The 17,293-nt window shown below is 69.8% G+C and carries 9 protein-coding genes; 4 read left to right on the forward strand and 5 right to left on the reverse strand.

What is annotated here, in order from left to right; all coding sequences use genetic code 11:
• The gene (locus KRR26_RS15045; protein ID WP_217080152.1) at window positions 1-2,814 is read right to left on the reverse strand and encodes a putative Ig domain-containing protein; all 2,814 of its coding nucleotides are present in this window, start codon (window positions 2,812-2,814) and stop codon (window positions 1-3) included.
• A gap of 215 nt (window positions 2,815-3,029) precedes the next feature.
• Between KRR26_RS15045 and KRR26_RS15050 the strand changes: the two genes are divergently transcribed.
• Window positions 3,030-5,978 carry a DEAD/DEAH box helicase gene (locus KRR26_RS15050; protein WP_120207002.1) on the forward strand — a complete coding sequence of 983 codons (2,949 nt, stop codon included), beginning with the start codon at window positions 3,030-3,032 and terminating at the stop codon, window positions 5,976-5,978.
• A 70-nt stretch (window positions 5,979-6,048) separates the two neighbouring features.
• Window positions 6,049-7,413, forward strand: a complete 1,365-nt coding sequence (locus KRR26_RS15055; RefSeq protein ID WP_217080153.1) for a glutathionylspermidine synthase family protein — start codon at window positions 6,049-6,051, stop codon at window positions 7,411-7,413.
• Window positions 7,414-7,446: 33 nt separating this feature from the next.
• Here the strand turns inward: KRR26_RS15055 and KRR26_RS15060 are convergent, their stop codons facing one another.
• Entirely contained in the window at window positions 7,447-9,174 is a 1,728-nt protein-coding gene (locus tag KRR26_RS15060; RefSeq protein ID WP_217080154.1) for a hypothetical protein, read from the reverse strand.
• Window positions 9,175-9,296: 122 nt separating this feature from the next.
• Window positions 9,297-9,575: a hypothetical protein gene (locus tag KRR26_RS15065; RefSeq protein ID WP_217080155.1), complete on the reverse strand. Its 279-nt coding sequence runs from the start codon at window positions 9,573-9,575 to the stop codon at window positions 9,297-9,299.
• A gap of 524 nt (window positions 9,576-10,099) precedes the next feature.
• Between KRR26_RS15065 and KRR26_RS15070 the strand changes: the two genes are divergently transcribed.
• On the forward strand, window positions 10,100-11,104 hold the full coding sequence (locus KRR26_RS15070) for a fatty acid desaturase family protein (RefSeq protein ID WP_217080156.1): 1,005 nt from the start codon (window positions 10,100-10,102) through the stop codon (window positions 11,102-11,104).
• Window positions 11,105-11,275: 171 nt separating this feature from the next.
• Window positions 11,276-12,700: a sugar porter family MFS transporter gene (locus tag KRR26_RS15075; protein WP_120207012.1), complete on the forward strand. Its 1,425-nt coding sequence runs from the start codon at window positions 11,276-11,278 to the stop codon at window positions 12,698-12,700.
• Window positions 12,701-12,703: 3 nt separating this feature from the next.
• On the opposite strand, the gene KRR26_RS15080 is transcribed toward KRR26_RS15075, so the two are convergent.
• On the reverse strand, window positions 12,704-15,784 hold the full coding sequence (locus KRR26_RS15080; protein WP_217080157.1) for an alpha-amylase family glycosyl hydrolase: 3,081 nt from the start codon (window positions 15,782-15,784) through the stop codon (window positions 12,704-12,706).
• 104 nt (window positions 15,785-15,888) lie between these two features.
• A complete protein-coding gene (locus tag KRR26_RS15085) occupies window positions 15,889-17,217 on the reverse strand; it encodes a hypothetical protein (protein WP_120207016.1) in 1,329 nt (442 codons plus the stop codon).
• Window positions 17,218-17,293 lie beyond the last annotated feature (76 nt).

Below are 17,293 nucleotides of genomic sequence, written 5' to 3' on the forward strand. Positions count from 1 at the left end.
TCAGAACACGCCGCCGTCGGCCCGGAGCCCCGGGGACGCGTTGAGGTCCGGATTGAGAGCGGTGTGGCGCACGAAGCCCCCATCGCGAGTTCCATCCGGATCCCGGTTGTCGGAGACCGCGCGGACGCTGCTCGTGTAGTCCACCTTGTCCACCGAGCCACCGTCCCGCATCTTCAGCTCCACGGTGTCGCCCCCGTTGTTGAGGCCCAGCGTCTTCGTCGAAGCCGGAACCGAGCGAACCGCGCCGGGTGGCACTCCGCGCGCCCCGCCATAGACGACGAACGAGAGCCCCGGCCCCAGGACCGTGTCCTGCGCGAACACGTGCCGCGACAGCTGCTTGTCCCAGACCGACCACCCAGAGAGGTCCACCGCGAACGGACTGCCGTTGACCAGCTCGACGAACTCGTAGTCGGGGTCGCCTTGCGTGCCGCCATCCACGATGGGCTCATTGGCCAGATACTCGTTGATGAAGACCCGCGCCGGCCCCGAGACCACCGCGAGCGGCGAAGCACTCACCGCGACGCGCGACGGCGAGGACACGTCCACCACACGCACCCAGACATTGCTCAAGTCCGCGTTCGGGAGGGTCCACAGATAACGGCCCTCCTCCGCGGGCACCGAGGCCGCGAGCACGCCCCACGTCGAGCCCCCATCCAGCGAGGCCTCGACACGCACGTCCGCCACGTCCCACGCCGCCCACACCACCGCGACCGTGCTGCCCCCCTGATACGTCCCGCCCTGCGGCTGCTTGAGCCGCAGCGAGGGCCCGCTCTGCCCCGACAGCGCATAGGCGCTCACCACCGGGTAGTGATCGCTGACGACATTCTCGTAGTCGGGGATCCACTGATCCGGCGCGAGGATCCGCGCGGAGTTCGCCACGTAGCGCGCGGCCAGCGACTCCGTGATGAGCGTGTGGTCCACCACGCCCTCGAAGCCAATCACCGAGCGCTGCCCCGCGAGCGACAAGGGCCGCGTCACGAACGTGTAGTGCGCGGGGTCCTCCACGAAGTTCGCATACGGCGTGGGCAGCACATTGCCCGCGCCATCATGGGAGATGGACTCGTCCACGTCGTCATTCCAATCGCCGAGGACCAGCACCCGCGCGCCCGCGAGGTTCGCGTCGAGATACCCCTTGAGGGCCACACTGGCCCGCTGCCGCGCATCCCGCGACGTCGCATCGTCCAACGCCTTCATGTGGAGGACGATGACGACCAGCGGTGACTCGACGCCGTCGAGGGGCGTCGTGAAGTCCACGCGAAGCGGAGGCCTCCCGCTGAAGTCGGTGTTGTACTCAGTGAGGATGATGCCCGCGCTCACGAAGGTGAGCGTGTTGTCGTAGAGCACACCCGGCTTCTGCTCGTTGGTGCTGTACCAGGTCGCGCCGCCCGGAACGAAGGCCGGGTTGTTGGCCAGGAAGCCCTGCATCCCCGGGACCTGCGCCTTGAGCGCGTCGAAGTCGGCGGTGTCCACCATCTCCACGAGCCCCCACAGGTTCGCCCGCGTGTCGCGAAGGACATCGCGCGCGGCGGCGATCTGCAGGTCATCGGAGGTCCCTCCGCCCGACGAGGAGTGGATGGGCCCCTGGGTCGCGTCTCCGAAGTACTCGAGGTTCCACTGTCCCACCGTGAAGAGCTGCGCGCCGGCACTCTGGATGGTGACCGAAACGCCTCGCGAATCCGTGCGGTTGCCTGCGTCCACCACGGAGACCGTGAACGTCGAGGTGCCCACCGTCGTCGGCGTCCCCGAGAGCACCCCCGACGCGGACAGCGAGAGCCCCGTGGGCAGCGCGCCCGAGAACGCCCACGTCAACGGCGCCCGACCTCCCGTGGCGCTCAGCACGCCTTGGTAGGACTTGCCCACCGCCCCCGATGGCAGCGACTGCGAGCTCACCTGGGGCGGCGCGACCACATCGAACGACACCGTGAGCGTGTCGGACACCTCGTTGCCATCGCTCACGCGAACCTCGAACGATGACGCCCCCACCTGCGAGAGTGACCCCTGCAGCTCCCCGTGCGTGGACAGGGTCAGTCCCGCGGGGAGTATCCCTACTGAAGTGAACGCCCACGGGGCCTTGCCTCCCGAGACGACGAAGGTCCGAGACACCACATCCCCCACGTAGCCCTGCTGCGGCGCCACCGCCGAGAGGACCGGAGGCGCATGGACCGTCATATGGAGCGCGCCCTGCGCGCGCGCACCGACCGCGTCCACCGCTTCGAGCACGAACTCGAATGAACCCGTCACCTCCGGCTGTCCCGACAGCGTCCCCGCCGAGCCCAAGACCAGGCCCGAGGGAAGCGCGCCCGAGGCCAACTGCCACGAATAGGGCGCCACACCTCCTGACGCCGACAGCTCGGCGGAGTAGCTCCGACCGACATACCCATCCACCGGCGACGCGGTCGTGACCGTCAGCGGATCCCAAGCGCCTGCATCCGTGGCCCCCGCATCGGGCGAACCACCCCCATGGCCCGCGTCAGACGCAGCGCCACCGTCCGAAGTGCCCGCGTCATTCGCGCCGCCTTCGTGGCCGGCGTCAATCGTGGCGCCACCGTCCGAAGTGCCCGCATCGACCGTGGATCCACCATCCGGTCCTGCATCGGAGGTGCCCGCATCCACCGGGGAGCCGGCATCATCCGGGCCTGCATCCACCGGGGTGCCCGCGTCGTCCCGCGCGCCGCCGTCACTTCCGGCGTCTACGACGGGGGGATGCCCTGCATCCGTCTGGCCTGGCCCATCGGGAGGCTTGGGCGGCTCGGGCTCCGAACAGGCGCTGACCCACACGACGAGAAGCAAACCCAGGACGCGGCGGGGAGACATGCGAGGACTCCGGGCGAGGACCCTCAATCGGGAAGAGGCGACACTCTAGTTCAGCGGACCGACGAGCCGAGTACCCACCGCCCCACCCTCCTCCCGGTTCCCTCGGAGACGCGGCGCGGGAGGCCGCTTCGTGTGGCATCCAGCAACGAACGGGGGGCCCGCGCCGCATGGCCGTTGCGCCCCGCGCCCGCTGAGCGTAGGGAGTCGCCCCTCCCATGTCCGCGACCGCTCAACTGCTCGAAGCCGTCCGTAAGGCCGCCCGCCCCGGCATCTGGTCCAACGGGGTCAACCTCGCGCGCGCGGGCGCCGTGGTCCTCCAGTCCCAGACGGCGTCCGAGATAGAACTTCGCGTCCGCTCACCGGGCCGGCCCGTGGCCCTCACCGTCGCGCTCTACCCGAACGACGAGGCGTGGGAGTGCGATTGCCCCAGCCGCGTGGATCCCTGCGAGCACGTCGTCGCCGCGGCCATCTCCATCCAGCAGGCCGAGAAGCAGGAGACACCGCTGGCTCCCGCCGCGAGCAAGTGGTCGCGCATCGTGTACCGCTTCACCCGTGTGGACGGCGGCCTCCAACTGCATCGCGCCCTCGCGCACGCGGACGGCTCCGAGGAGCCGCTCGACGGCAGCATCGCCGCCATCCTCGCCCGGCCCGCGCAGGCCGCCACGCTCCAGGTCGAGCAGTCCGACCTGCTCGCGGATCGACTCCTCGAGCGCCGCACGCGAGGCGCCATCTCGCCCGAGTCCCTGGAGGCGCTGCTGCGCGTCCTGGAGCCCTCGCGCAACGTGCTCCTGGATGGTCGTCCCGTCGCCATCGCCGGCGAGGCCGTGCTTCCGCATGCCGTCGTCGAGGACCGCGGCGGTCAGCTCGTGGTGAGCGTCATGAAGGACGCGCGCGTCGAGGAGATCCTCAGCCCCGGCGTCGCGCTGTGTGGTGATGCCATCGCGCGACTGGGCGAGACGGCCATGACGGGCCCGTGGCTCCAGCACCTGCCCATCGTCCGGAACTATGCGCCCGAGCAGCTTGGAGAAATCACCTCCAAGGTCCTGCCCGAGCTGGGCCGCCGCATCCCCGTCGAGGTGCGTAGCAAGCGCCTGCCGCCCATCGACCGCGACCTCAAGCCGCGCATCCTCATGGAGCTGAACCAGCTCGACTCTGGCCTGTCCGTGCTGCCCACGCTCGTCTACGGCGCGCCGCCCACGGTGCGCGTGGACGCGGGCCGCATGGTCTACCTGCGCGGCGCCGTCCCCCTGCGCGACGAGGCCGCCGAGCAGCGCCTCCTGCATCAACTCCGCGAGGAGCTGAACCTCGTCCCCGGGCGCCGGCTCACCGTGCAGGGGCAGGAGATGGTGCGCTTCGCGGACAAGCTGCGGCGCTGGCGCGGCGACCTCACCGGTGACGCGGCGGGCGTGGTCAGCCCCAACGTCCGCCTCCTGCCGTCGCTGCGCGTCGAGGGCGGGGCCTCCGAGTCGGGCGTCCCCGATGTCCGCTTCACCCTCGAGTTCCAGGTGGAGGGCGGCAAGGGCGGCACGCAGACCGTGGAGGCCGCGGCCGTGCTCCGCGCCTGGACCGAGGGACTGGGTCTCGTGCCGCTCGACGGAGGCGGTTGGGCGCCCTTGCCGCGCGCGTGGCTCGACAAGAATGGCCAGCGCGTGGCGGACCTGCTCGCCGCGCGTCAGGCGGATGGTCGCGTGTCCAACCACGCGCTGCCCGAGCTGACCGCGCTGTGCGAGACGCTGGAGCAGCCCCCGCCTCCAGGGCTCGACCGGCTGGCGCCACTGGTCGAGGGCTTCGAGAAGCTCCCGGCCCCCACCCTCCCCGCCGACCTCACCGCCACGCTGCGCCACTATCAGCAGCAGGGCGTCAGCTGGCTCGCCTTCCTGCGCGACGCGGGGCTCGGCGGGATCCTCGCGGACGACATGGGCTTGGGCAAGACGCTCCAGACCTTGTGCGTGCTGGGGCCTCGCTCGCTCATCGTCTGCCCCACCAGCGTGCTGCCCAACTGGGCCGCGGAGCTTCAGCGCTTCCGTCCCTCGCTCAAGGTCAGCACGTACCACGGCCCCGGCCGCGCGCTGGATGAGGGCGCGGACGTCACGCTCACCACGTATGCCATCCTGCGCCTGGATGCGGCCGTGCTGGCGGGCCGCGCCTGGAACGCGGTGGTGCTGGACGAGGCCCAGGCCATCAAGAACCCCGAGAGTCAGGTGGCCCGCGCCGCCTTCGGCCTCAAGGCGAACCTCCGACTGGCGCTCAGCGGCACGCCGCTGGAGAACCGGCTGGAGGAGCTGTGGAGCCTCATGCACTTCGCCAACCCCGGCCTGCTCGGCGGACGGCGCCAGTTCGACGAGAAGGTGGCGCAGCCCATCTCGGAGGGACGCCCCGGCGCGGCGGAGCAGCTTCGCAAGCGGATCCGCCCGTTCATCCTGCGGCGCCTCAAGCGCGACGTCGCCCCCGAGCTGCCGCCGCGCACCGACTCCGTCATGCACGTGTCGCTGGATGAGCGCGAGCGCTCCGTCTACGACGCGGTGATGGCGGCGACGCGCGCCGAGGTGGTCGCCCTGCTCAACGAAGGCGGCAGCGTCCTCAAGGCGCTGGAGGCCCTGCTCCGGCTTCGCCAGGCCGCGTGCCACCCGGCCCTCGTGCCCGGGCAGCACGCCGCGACGTCCTCCAAGGTCCAGACGCTGGTGGAGGCGCTCACCACCGCGGTGTCCGAGGGCCACAAGGCGCTCGTGTTCTCACAGTGGACGTCGCTGTTGGACCTCGTCGAGCCACACCTGAAGGCCGCGGGCATCGCGTTCGACCGGCTCGACGGCACCACCGCCAACCGAGGCGACGTCACCGCGCGCTTCCAGGGCGCGGACGGCGCTCCGGTGCTCCTCATGTCGCTCAAGGCGGGCGGCACGGGCCTCAACCTCACCGCGGCTGACCACGTGTTCCTCATGGACCCCTGGTGGAACCCCGCCGCCGAGGCCCAGGCCGCGGACCGCGCGCACCGCATCGGGCAGGAGCGACCCGTCATGGTGTACCGACTGGTGTCGCAGGGCACCGTGGAGGAGCGCATCCTCGGGCTCCAGGAGAAGAAGCGCGCGCTCTTCGAGGCCGCCCTCAGTGAGGCGTCGGCCGCGACCTCCATCACCCGCCAGGACCTGCTCGAGCTGTTCTCCTGAGGCTTGAATCCATGCGGGGAGGCGGAAGAACCTCTCCTCCTCGCATGGCATCCACCTCCGGAGCGCTCGCATGTCCCGCAACGTGATTGCCGAAGCTGTCGCCCACTATGAGCACCTGCTCCAGGGCGATGTCCTGCACCGCACCCATGAGCAGTTGGTTCGAGCGGTCGCCTCCCGCACCTCGCTGCGACGCCAGGGCCGCTCGCTGTACCGCGCCTTGCGCCCGCGCTTCATCACGGCCGCGCAGCAACAGGAGATTCAGCGCGCGACCCTCGCGGTGAATCGCGCCTTGGAGGTGGTGTTCCAGCGCGCGTGCCGGGACGAGCCCTTTCGCCGCGAGCTGGCCTTGCCGGAGTGGGTGGACCTCCTGGCCACGGCGGACGCGCACTCGCCCCTGCCCAGTGTCATCGGGCGCATGGATGGCTTGATGGACGCGTCCGGCGTGCTGCGCTTCATCGAGTACAACACCGCGCCGGGTGGACTCTTCCGCACGCATGACCTGGCCGAGGCCTTCCACACCACGCCCATCATGGAGTCGTTCTCCCGGCGCTACGCGGTGGACGCGCCCCGCTACGCCCCCCACTACATCGAGGCGCTGCGAGAGAACCACGCGCGCACGGGGCGCACCGGACCGCTGCGCATGGCCTTCTTCGGACCGGCGGGCCCGGACGACTCCGAGGAGGAGGATGTCCTCCAGGAGTACTTCCAGGCGCAGGGCATCCTCCTGGAGATCGTCACGTCCGAGGATGAGTGGTCGCACCGCGACGGGCAGCTCTTCCTGCGCGACCTGCGCATCGACGCCGTCACGTTCATCTCCGCGATTGGCTTTGGCGGACTCGTCATCGGCTGCGGCCCCGAGCACCCGGTCATGGAGGCCCTGCGCGCGGGCTCCGCGTGGTTCATGAACGGGCTGTTCCGCACCTGCGTGCTGCGCAGCAAGGCCCTCTTCGCCATCCTCAGCGCCCACGCGGAGACCGAGCTGTTCGACGCGGAGTCGCGCGCGGCGGTGGCGCGGCACGTCCCGTGGACGCGGCTGGTGCGCGATGGCACCACGCGCTACCGCGGCGAGGACGTGGACCTGGTGCCCTTCATCCTGGAGCACCGCGAACAGTTCGTCCTCAAGCCCACCACGGACTACGGCGGCGCCAGCGTCACGTTGGGCTGGGAGACCGACGCGGAGCCCTGGCGCACGACGCTCCAACAAGCGCGCGAGGAGACGTGGGTCGTCCAGGAGCGCGTCATCACGCCGCGCGAGCGCTTCCCCTACTTCGAGGACGGCCAGCTCCACTTCGAATCGCTCTACTCGGATCTCAACCCGTTCGTGTGGAACGACGCGAGGCAGGAGTCCTGCCTCGTGCGGCTGTCCACCGCGGCGGTGGTCAACGTGGCCAAGGGTGGCTCCTTGACGCCCCTCGTCGTCATTCGCGAGCGCTAGGGCGGTCGCACACCGTGGCCGCCGGCCCGCGTGTCACTCCGCGTCGGCCGCGTCCTGCCGGATCCACCACCGCTGCATGACACACGACGTGGGTGAGGGCTCGGACTCGCGTCCCTCCTGTCGGGACAGGTGCCGGGCCAGCGCGTCGGCGAACTCCGGGCTGCACCGGTAGCGCAACCGCGAGTCGAGGAGGCGGGCGAGGTCCTCCGGCGTGCCGAGCCGGTCGAGCGCCGCGGCCGCCTCCTCCGCTTCCGGCACCGGAGCCGCCACCTGTCCGCTGTCGTCCAATTGCTCGTCCAAGTCCCCCCTCGTCGCGAGACGACGCGACATGGGAGCGGCCTCGACGGCTTGATACAGGAACGGGCGACTGGCCTCGGCATCCACCGCCCCCAGCCAGCGAATGGCCTCCGCGCGGATGACGGGCAGGGTCGCGTCACGGGCACACCCGCGCAGTTCCATGAGCGCGTCCGCGTGCCCCTCCTCCCGGACCAGCCCCGCGGCGGCGCGAAGCCGGACGTAGATGTCGTTCGAGCGACGCAGGTCCAGCAGACGCGCACGCCACTCCGCCCCGGACTCTCCCAGGACCAACAGCCCCTCCAGCGCCCAGGCCATCGCCCACGCGGCCTCCGACCGGAGCCAATGCCACAAGAAGGCACGGTCGGACTCGATGGGCGCTTGAGCCACGAGGCGGAGCACCTCGCGAACGAGCGGTGCGTTGTCGGGATAGCGCTCCGCCTCCCGCGCCCAGCGCGGAGCCAGGGCGCGGTCGTGATTGAACAAGGCCCGTACCAGGGCGCGACGCGTCGGTGTCGCCAGGTCGAGGGCACAAAGCATCTTGTGGAAGAGGGGCCGGGCCTCCCTCCAGGTCGCCAGCAGCCTCGCGGCATCGTCCAGATGTTTGGGATGAGCGACGCCGAGCGGGGTCAGATGCCATGCCCGACTGTCCTCATGCAGCGTTTTCTTCAACGACGCCAGCAAGCCTTGCGCCCCAAGCGCATCGACCATGTCCTCGACGGGCAATAGGAGCGCGGCGACCGCCCGTTGGTGCAGCTCAGGGGATGCGAGGAACAGCCCTCGCTGCTCGGCCGGAGAGAGCTCCCGGAGGACCCACATGCGCAGCAGCCATGGTTCGAGCGTCAGCGCCCAACGCACCAGGAGGTCCAGCGTCTCCGGCCGCCGCCACGTGAGCGCGACGCCTCCGTTCTTCTCCACCCGCTCGTTGTGCGTGGCTTCGATTACAGGGCGGTCCCAGCTCCACCACTGCCGGAACAAGCGCTCGGCAAGCGTGGGGTTCGGCCCATTCGGCCGCAGCCGGGTGAGGAGGGAGGCACGTTCCGCGGGTGACTCCTGGAGCAGGAGCTCCCACGCGAGTGGCTCGGCATCCGCGTCGAGCACGAGCGCCGAGAGCGCCAGGTCCACGAGGATCGACAGGGAGGTCGTCTCGTCGGTCGCTCCGCTCGCGAGCCGGGCCAGCGCCTCGCGGGACATCTTCATCCGACGCTCGCGCCCCAGCGTGGAGAGCACCGCGGCCTCCCTCACGTCAAGGCTCTCGTGCGCGTCGAGGAACACACCAAGCAGACAGGCGTCGCGTCCGCCGTCCGGGTCGAAGCGGGCGATGAGCTCGACGATGAGCCTGCGTGCGCCCCTGTCACGCAGGGGAACCACCTCCAGCAAGGAGACAAGCTGCGCGAGGATGTGCTCGCGCGAGGTCCACTCCATCCTGGGATGGAACGAGTCATCGACGCTGGAGATCAACGACACGGGAGACGCCGCGTTGGGACCGGGGGGCGACGCCGGCTGCCTGGATGCAGAAAGCTTCGCGAACGTAGACGGCCTGGCGCATCACTGGCAACCCCGCGTCCCGTCATGCCAGGGCAGGCAGCTCAAAGGCGCCACGTCTTGCGAAGCGATTGAAGAGTCCGCTCGCGGTTCTTCGGGGTGAGCTTCTTGATCTCACGCGGCTCCCACGGCTCCGGGTGTCTGCCCAAGATGTTCTCGTTGAACACACAGGCGACCTCATCGCCGAGCTTGGGTTCAGGGCTGGAAGCCATGAACGGCCCCTCAAAACTCGAAAGCGGTCCGCGGGGCTCCCACTCGACGCGAAAGACCTGCTTGCGCAGCATCGGATCCACCATCTCGCCCGCATGGGTCACGCGCCCCACGAGGAGGAGGTTCTTGGGCGCTCGGTAGCGCGCCAGGACCCGGTCCTCATCGATGGGCTCGAAGGCGTGCAGTGAGAACTCGGGCGGGCCGTTCTGCTTGAGCTTCCATCCGCGTCGTGAGCGCTCGATGGCGTGGGGGCCGGCCCAGACCCCATGCTCGCGACTGCCGACCTCGGGCTGGGTGCCGAACGCCCGGGATCAGATAGGCGGTGGGCCGCTCAAACACGAACCGCAGAAAGGCGGCCTCATCCTCGGGGGCCATGAGCGTGGTGAGCTGAGCTCTCATCCGGAAGCAATGTGCCACGAGGCACTGGAAACGCGAGGAGCAACGCGAACCGCCTCCGCCCATGCGGAGGTCGATTCCAGACACCTTCCGGCGGCCTGCTGAGCAGCCGCTCGCCGCTGAATCGTGGCATGCCGCGTCAAATCACGGGCTGACTTCCCCATGACATGGGAATGCCAGAACGCTGGGGCAAGCTTTCCCGTGGCCGGATGCCGCGGCGACTCCTCGGAGCTCCCCATCCATGGAACGTACAGCGCACAGCGCGAGCAAGGACCTCATCACCCGGACGCGCCCCTTCGCCCAGTCCGACGGGGCACGGGCGAGGTGGAACATCGCCTCGACCGTGCTCGCGCTCGCGGGCGCCATGGTGATGGCCGCTGCCGCGCCTTGGCTGCCGCTGCGAATCCTGGGCGGCGTGCTGGAGGCGCTCGTCCTGGTGCGCGCGTTCATCCTCTACCATGACTTCATGCATGGAGCCCTGGTGCCGGGCGCGTCGAAACTGACGCAGGTGCTGTTCCATCTCCAGGGCATCCTGATGCTCACGCCCGCGCGCATCTGGAATGACACGCACAACCACCATCACGCCAACACGGCGCGCCTGTCCGCCGACGCGGCCGGCACCTTCATCACGTGGACCACCGAGACCTGGCGCAAGGCCTCCCCGCTGGAGCGCCTGGGCTACCGGGTGGAGCGCCATCCGCTGACGCTCCTGTTCGGCTACATCACCGCGTTCCTCCTCAACCTGTGCCTGCGGCCCTTCCTGCGCGCGCCTCGGCGGTACTGGGCCTCGGGCGTGGCGCTCGTCGTCCACGTCGCGCTGTCCATCGCGGTGTGGAAGCTGCTCGGGCCCGGCGTCTACTTCACGGCCTTCGTGGGCCCGCTGTTCCTCGGCTACGCGATGGGCGCGTATCTGTTCTACGCGCAGCACAACTTCGATGACGTGAAGCTGCTCCCCGAGGAGCAGTGGACGCATGTCGAGGGCGCGCTCGAAGCCTCCAGCTATCTGAAGTGCGGTCCCATCATGGCGTGGTTCACGGGCAACATCGGCTACCACCACGTCCACCACCTCAACCCGCGCATCCCCTTCTACCGGCTGCCCGAGGCGATGGCCGCCATCCCCGAGTTGAGCACGCCGCACGTCACGACCCTGCACCCGCGCGACATCGCGACGTGCCTGCGGTTGGACCTGTGGGATCCCGTCCAGCAGCGCATGGTCCGCTACCGCGACGCCGCCGCGGCGTCCTGAGCCTCGAGGACGCCGCCCGAGCGCTCCGCTGCCCGCCCGCGCCCGCCCCTGTCGCCTGGGGGCCGAGGCGCCGAGGAGGCAGGGGCCCACCCCGTCGTAAGTGCCGCCAGGACCGGTGCGAGGCCTACCTGTTCAGGCACGGCGGGTCGGCTCGTCCCGCGGGGGGGGCGCATGGCGGAGGTCCTGGAGGTCCCAGCAGGTCGGCAGCCCACGGTCCGACCGCACACATCCACGGCGCGGATCGTCCTCATCTCCGCGGTGGCGGCGCTCGGGGGGTTCCTCTTCGGCTTCGACACGGCCGTCATCAACGGCACCGTGGGCGCGCTGGCCACCGAGTTCCGGGCGAGCGCGTGGGCCCTGGGCCTGTGTGTCTCGTCGGCCCTCGTCGGCTCGGCGGTGGGCGCGTTCTTCGCCGGGCGGCTGGCGGATCACTTCGGGCGCACGCGCGTCATGGCCATCGCCTCGGGCCTGTTCATCCTCAGCGCGCTGGGCTCGGGGCTCGCGTTCGCGCTGTGGGACTTGAGCATCTGGCGACTCATCGGCGGACTGTCGGTCGGCATCGCCAGCGTCGTCGTGCCGGCCTACATCGCGGAGATCGCCCCGGCCCACCTGCGGGGCCGATTGGGCTCGCTCCAGCAGCTCGCCATCGTGGTGGGCATCTTCATGGCGCTGTTGGGGGACTTCGCCATCGCGCGCAGCGCGGGCTCCGCGTCCAACCCGCTGTGGTTCGGCATCACCGCGTGGCGCTGGATGTTCTGGAGCGGCCTGCCGCCCGCGCTGCTCTACGGCGTGGGCTCGCTCTTCATCCCCGAGTCGCCGCGCTACCTGGTGGCCAAGGGGCGCGAGCAGGAGGCGCTCGGCGTGCTGCGCGACATCATCGGAGACACCGCGCCGTCCAAGGTGGTGGAGATCCGCAAGTCGCTGCGCGCGGACCGGCCCGCTCGCATGGCGGACCTGCGGGGCGCTCGTCTGGGGCTTCAGCCCATCGTCTGGGTCGGCATCGTCCTCGCCGTGCTCCAGCAGTTCGTGGGCATCAACGTCATCTTCTATTACTCCAGCGTGCTGTGGCAGGCGGTGGGCTTCTCCGAGCAGGACTCGCTGCTCATCACCGTCATCACCAGCGTCACCAACATCGTCACCACGCTGGTGGCCATCGCGTGCGTGGACAAGATCGGCCGCAGGCCGCTGTTGCTCGCGGGCTCGGTGGGCATGGCGCTCACGCTGGGGCTCTTGGCCTATCTCTTCGGCACCGCGCCGCTGGACGCGCACGGCAACCCCGTGTTGCATGGCGCGGCCGGAACCACGGCGCTGGTGGCCGCGAACCTCTACGTCGTCAGCTTCGGGTTCTCGTGGGGCCCGGTGATGTGGGTGCTCTTGGGAGAGATGTTCCCCAATCGCATCCGCGCGCTCGCCCTGTCGCTGGCGGCCATGGCCCAGTGGATCGCCAACTTCATCGTGTCGGTGACCTTCCCCGTGCTGGCGAACGTGGGGCTGGGCTGGGCTTATGGCCTCTACACGGCGGCCGCCGTGTTCTCGTTCTACTTCACCCTTCGCCACATCCCCGAGACGAAGGGCCGGGAGCTGGAGACGATGTAGCGGCTATGCCTTCTTGAACACCACGTAGCCGGCGGCGGGGATGTTCACCTTCGTGTCGGCGCTGCCCGAGAGCGTGGCGCCGTAGTTGCCGAAGTTGCTCCCGCCGTACACCGCGGCGTCGCTGTTGAGCACTTCCTTCCAGTTCCCGGGAGGCAGCGGCAGCGCGTAGCCCTCCAGGTTCTTGCGGTTGAGGCTGCCCACCACGAGGTACTCGTCGTCCCCGGACTTGCGCGTGAAGGCCATCACCGCGTCCTGGTTGTGCGTGTACACGCGCTTGACCTCCGCGTCCGAGCGGAAGGCGGGGCTGCTGGAGCGCAGCGCGATGGCGTCCTTGTAGAAGCCGAAGCTCTGCCGGCGCGTCACGTTGAGCATCGCGCCCGTGCGCTCGCTCGCGGGCAGGGCGGCGATCTCCGTGAAGAGCTTCTTGTCGTCGGCGGAGAACGCCTGGAACTCGGCGTCCTTCGCGCGAGCCTCGGGCGGCTGCGCGAAGAGGCGCTCGTAGGTCGCCTTGCGCGCGTCGTCGAAGCGCACGCGGCTGAAGTCCACGCCCTGGCCCACCGACTGCCAGCTCCAATCGCTGTCCCAGGTGGACGGGTTGCCCCAGCGGAAGTCGTTCTGCGCGCCGAACTCGTCGCCCTGGAAGAACATGGGGACGCCCGGCCCCGCCAGGCCAATGCCCGCCGCGAAGCGCGCCGCGCCCCGCGACCACTCGTCCGGGAAGTCCGTGGGATTGGCGCCCTCGGCGGTGTTCATCGTGCGCTGGCCGTTTCCGACCTCGTCATGGTTGGAGATGATGGACAGCGCGTGCTTCCAGTCATCCAGGCCGCGCGGCGCCGTCATCATGGACATGAAGGCTTCCATGTCCGTCGTCTGGCCGCGCGCCGCCGCCTGCACGAGCCCGGGCTTCGCGTTGTCGTTCACCAGCCGATGCTGGAACTCGGTGTACCACTGCGCGTCGAAGCCGCCGCCGGTGCCGTCCGCCTTGGCGGGCCGCGTGAGCGTCGGGTCGTAGTCGAACTGCTCGGCCACGGTCCACGCGTTCGGGTTGACGAAGTGCACCTGCCGGTTGATCTCCCGGAGCATGTCCCAGCCGGCCTTGCCGCCCACGCCCTTGATGGGCTCGGTGAAGTCGAAGCGCAGCCCGTCGAAGTGCAGCTCCTCCACCTGCGACACCGCGTGGTCCACGAAGAGCTGCTTCACCTTCGGGTTGTCATACGCGGGCACCGAGCCCCAGGGCGTGTCGCGCTGCTCGAACTTCCCCGGCTCCTTGGACCAGTTGAAGTACGGGTTGCTCGGCCCGCCCATGTTCCACAGGCCGTTGTAGTCGCCGAAGACGTGGTTGTAGACGACGTCGGACACCACGTTGAGGCCGCGCTCGTGGGCCGCGTCAATGAAGCGCTGGAGCGCCTCGCGCCCCTCGACCCAGCGGCCGTCCTTGTCCTCGAACCCGAACGAGCTCTCCACCGCGAGGCTGTTGACGCCCAGGTAGCCCCAGTTGCGGCTGCCCTCCACCTCATTGACGGGCAGAAGCTCCAGCGTGTTGACGCCCAGCTCCTTGAAGTAGTCGAGCTTGCCGAGCAGGTCCTCCATGGTGGAGCGATCCGAGTTGCCCGCCTCGCCCAGGAAGCTGCCCACGTGGAGCTGGTACACCACCCACTTCGCCGGATCCTTCTCCCGAGGCGCCGCGTCATGCTGGAAGCTGAAGCGCGTGGGGTCCACGACGAGCGAGCCACGGAAGGACACGCCGCTGCTCTTCGTGAGCACGTCGCTCCAGGGGTCGTTCACCTTGGAGGCGGAGCGCTCGGTGCTGCTCAGCTTGCCGTCGCGGTTCTTGTCGCCCCGGAGCTGGAGCTTGCCGCTCGCGTCCTGGTCGAACACCTGGAACTCGTAGCGGAGCCCCGCGAGCTTGTCCGGATCATTCACGAGGGTGGTCCACGCCCCGCCCTCGTTCGTCATGCGGATGCGCCCGTCCGCCTCGATGTTCTTCGACCAGAGGTCGTTGAACTTTCCGCCCCGGAGCTTGTCGATGGCGCCCGCGTCGAAGCCCCCCAGGCGCTCGAGCAACGCCTGCTTGCCCAGCGGCTTTCCGCTGGGGTCCTTCAGCACCAGGTAGGCGCTGTGCGCGGTCTCCGCGTCGTCCACGTCGAAGCGCATCAGGCCCACGGCGCCTTGCGCGTAGCGGTCCACTTCCTTGCCGCGCACCGGGTCCAGGTAGAGCCTGTCCAAGCCACGCTGCTCGCCCATCATCTCGCGCGCGTATGGATCCGGCCGGTCGCTCGCCGCGCCGGTGGAGTCCACCACCTCGTAGACGTAGGACTTGCCCTCCAGCGAGGCCCAGCCGCCCTTCACCTGCGCGCTCCAGTTGCCGCCCTCGTCGCGCGTCATGGGGAAGCGCTGCTCGCGGCCCTGCGTGTCCGTCACCTTCACGCGCACGTCGCGCGCGTCCGGTGCCCAGAGCTTGAAGGACGCGTCCTTGCCCGAGCGCTGCACGCCCATCTCGTGGTACGTCGTCGGCGCGTAGGACGCGGTGGGCTTGGAGAGATCCAACTTGAGGTTGCCCTCCCCCATCACCGCCCACTGGCCCTTGCCCGAGGGCCCATCCACCGTCACGCCCCACTCCCAGTTGCGCGGCAGGCCGTCATCCGCGAGCGTCACCGTGGCCGCGTACTTGCCATGGCCCAGCGAGCGCATGGGCACGGTGCCCGCGGACCACTGCGCGTTGTAGCGACCGTCCGCGTCCCAGCTCCCCTTGAGCTGCGGGTTCGTGAGCGAGCCGTGCGGCCCCGCGTCGTAGACAAAAGTGATGGTGCGCGGCTGGGGCTTGTCCACCGTGGCGCCGGACTGCACGGACGCGGTGGGACGCGCCGCCGCCAACCCGCCCGCCCCACCCGACTTCTCGAAGGCATCGCCGCCGCGAGACAACGGGGCCGGCGTGGACTCGAAGCGCGAACGCTCCAGCCGAGCCCCCGGGACGGGGCTCGCCTTCCCCCCGCCGGTCGCCGTGGCTTTCCGGTTTTCCTGGGCAGAGGACGGCACCGGGGCCGGAGGGGTCGCGGGCGGACGGCGAATCTTCGAATCACTCATGGGGCGGTCTCGAGAAGGCGCACGACGCGGAGAATCGACAGCTTGTCGCATCGAGCCCGCCGAAAGTTGTGTCTCTCCGGTCTGTCCGGAAGAGAAACTTTCTCTCACCCTCGCCGGCCGGGGATGGCCCGCAGGAACTGGGGGTCCTTCCAGTCCCAGGCACGCTCGGGCCGCTCATCCACGTTGGTGGGCGTGGAGTTCCACGCATGGACGGCGAACGAGGTCGAGGCGCGCCAATGGAAGGCGACGCTGAAGCCCGCCGTGAGCAGCACCGCGGCGGTGAGGGCCCGGTGCTGGCGCGGCGCCTCCAGGAGCGATTGCAGCGGCGAGGCCAGGAAGTAGACGCAGTAGGGCAACACGTCCGTGAAGAAGCGCGGCCCCACCGAGTGCCCCGCCCACCAGACCGGGAACGCGGAGATGGCCAACCAATGGAGCACCAGGATGGCCAGGAAGGCCCTGTCGTAGGCCTGGAGCTCGCCTCGGCGCAGCCGCTGATACACGCCCACCCCGCTGAGGAAGAGGAAGGGCGAGTAGATGAGGAGCCCGCGCGAGGGGCTGATGAGGTTCGCCGCGAGCGCCTGGAAGAAGCGCGCGCCGCCCGGATCCAACCCCTTGGCGTAGTAGGGGGAGAGCAGCGCGCCATACGTGGCCAGGTTGTAGGCGCAGAACGGCAGCGCCACCACGGAGGCACCGGCGAAGAACGCGGGCAGGAGCCGCGTCCAGCGCAGCGCGAAGAAGGCCGTGACGACGAGGACCGAGAGCGCGTTGGTGGGCCGGCAGACGTACGCGCACGCGACGACGAGCCCCGTCAGCAAGGCGGTGCGCACCGTCTGCGCCGGGCGCGCGAGCAGCAGCACGATGCACGCGACGGCCAGCAGCGAGGGCGCGTGCTGCCAGAGCACGCGGCTGGCGGTGGAATAGGCAGTGGTGCCAAACGCGAACAGCAGCACGGAGGCGAGCGCGGCTCCGTCCGACACCTGCCGACGCAGCGCGAGGAAGAGCACCACCACGGCCGCGCACACGTAGAAGGACGCGATGAGCTGCTCGGTGCGGTTGTAGAAGCCGAGGTCCACCGAGCCGGTGCCGCGGAACGTGGTCAGCCACTGTTCCAGGTCCGCGCCGCGCTGGCCCCAATGTGGGAGCTGGGAGCGCGTGAGCGAGAGCGCCCCCTCGGTGGCCGCGAGGAACGGGAGCGCCCCGAGCACGGCGCCGAGCGGATATTCGTAGTACGTGTGCCCCGCCACCTCGCACGTGCCGTGGTCCGTATAGGTCGTCAGCGTCGGGCGGAACTCGTCGAGGTTGGCGTTGCCTTCGTGCAGGAGGCTGGCCGCGGTGGGGATGGACCAGAGGGAGTCCGTCTGGATCCGCACCTGGCTGGCGCTGTACGCCGCGAAGACGCCCGCGAACAGCACGAAGAGGGCGAGCTTCGTCAAGCGCGGCTTGGAGGAGGAAGGCGACGACGCGTCCAGGAGGCGGCTCCTTGCGGCGGGATGGGCGCGGCACACTAAC

Origin of the sequence: Citreicoccus inhibens (genome assembly GCF_019039035.1) — a bacterium.
Lineage (GTDB): Bacteria > Myxococcota > Myxococcia > Myxococcales > Myxococcaceae > Citreicoccus > Citreicoccus inhibens.

What these genes read in the sequence shown, in the direction of transcription:
- KRR26_RS15080 (WP_217080157.1), bottom strand. Translation starts at nt 15,784, where the DNA reads ATGAGTGATTCGAAGATTCGCCGTCCGCCCGCGACCCCTCCGGCCCCG.
- KRR26_RS15055 (WP_217080153.1), top strand. Translation starts at nt 6,049, where the DNA reads ATGTCCCGCAACGTGATTGCCGAAGCTGTCGCCCACTATGAGCACCTG.
- KRR26_RS15045 (WP_217080152.1), bottom strand. Translation starts at nt 2,814, where the DNA reads ATGTCTCCCCGCCGCGTCCTGGGTTTGCTTCTCGTCGTGTGGGTCAGC.
- KRR26_RS15075 (WP_120207012.1), top strand. Translation starts at nt 11,276, where the DNA reads ATGGCGGAGGTCCTGGAGGTCCCAGCAGGTCGGCAGCCCACGGTCCGA.
- KRR26_RS15070 (WP_217080156.1), top strand. Translation starts at nt 10,100, where the DNA reads ATGGAACGTACAGCGCACAGCGCGAGCAAGGACCTCATCACCCGGACG.
- KRR26_RS15050 (WP_120207002.1), top strand. Translation starts at nt 3,030, where the DNA reads ATGTCCGCGACCGCTCAACTGCTCGAAGCCGTCCGTAAGGCCGCCCGC.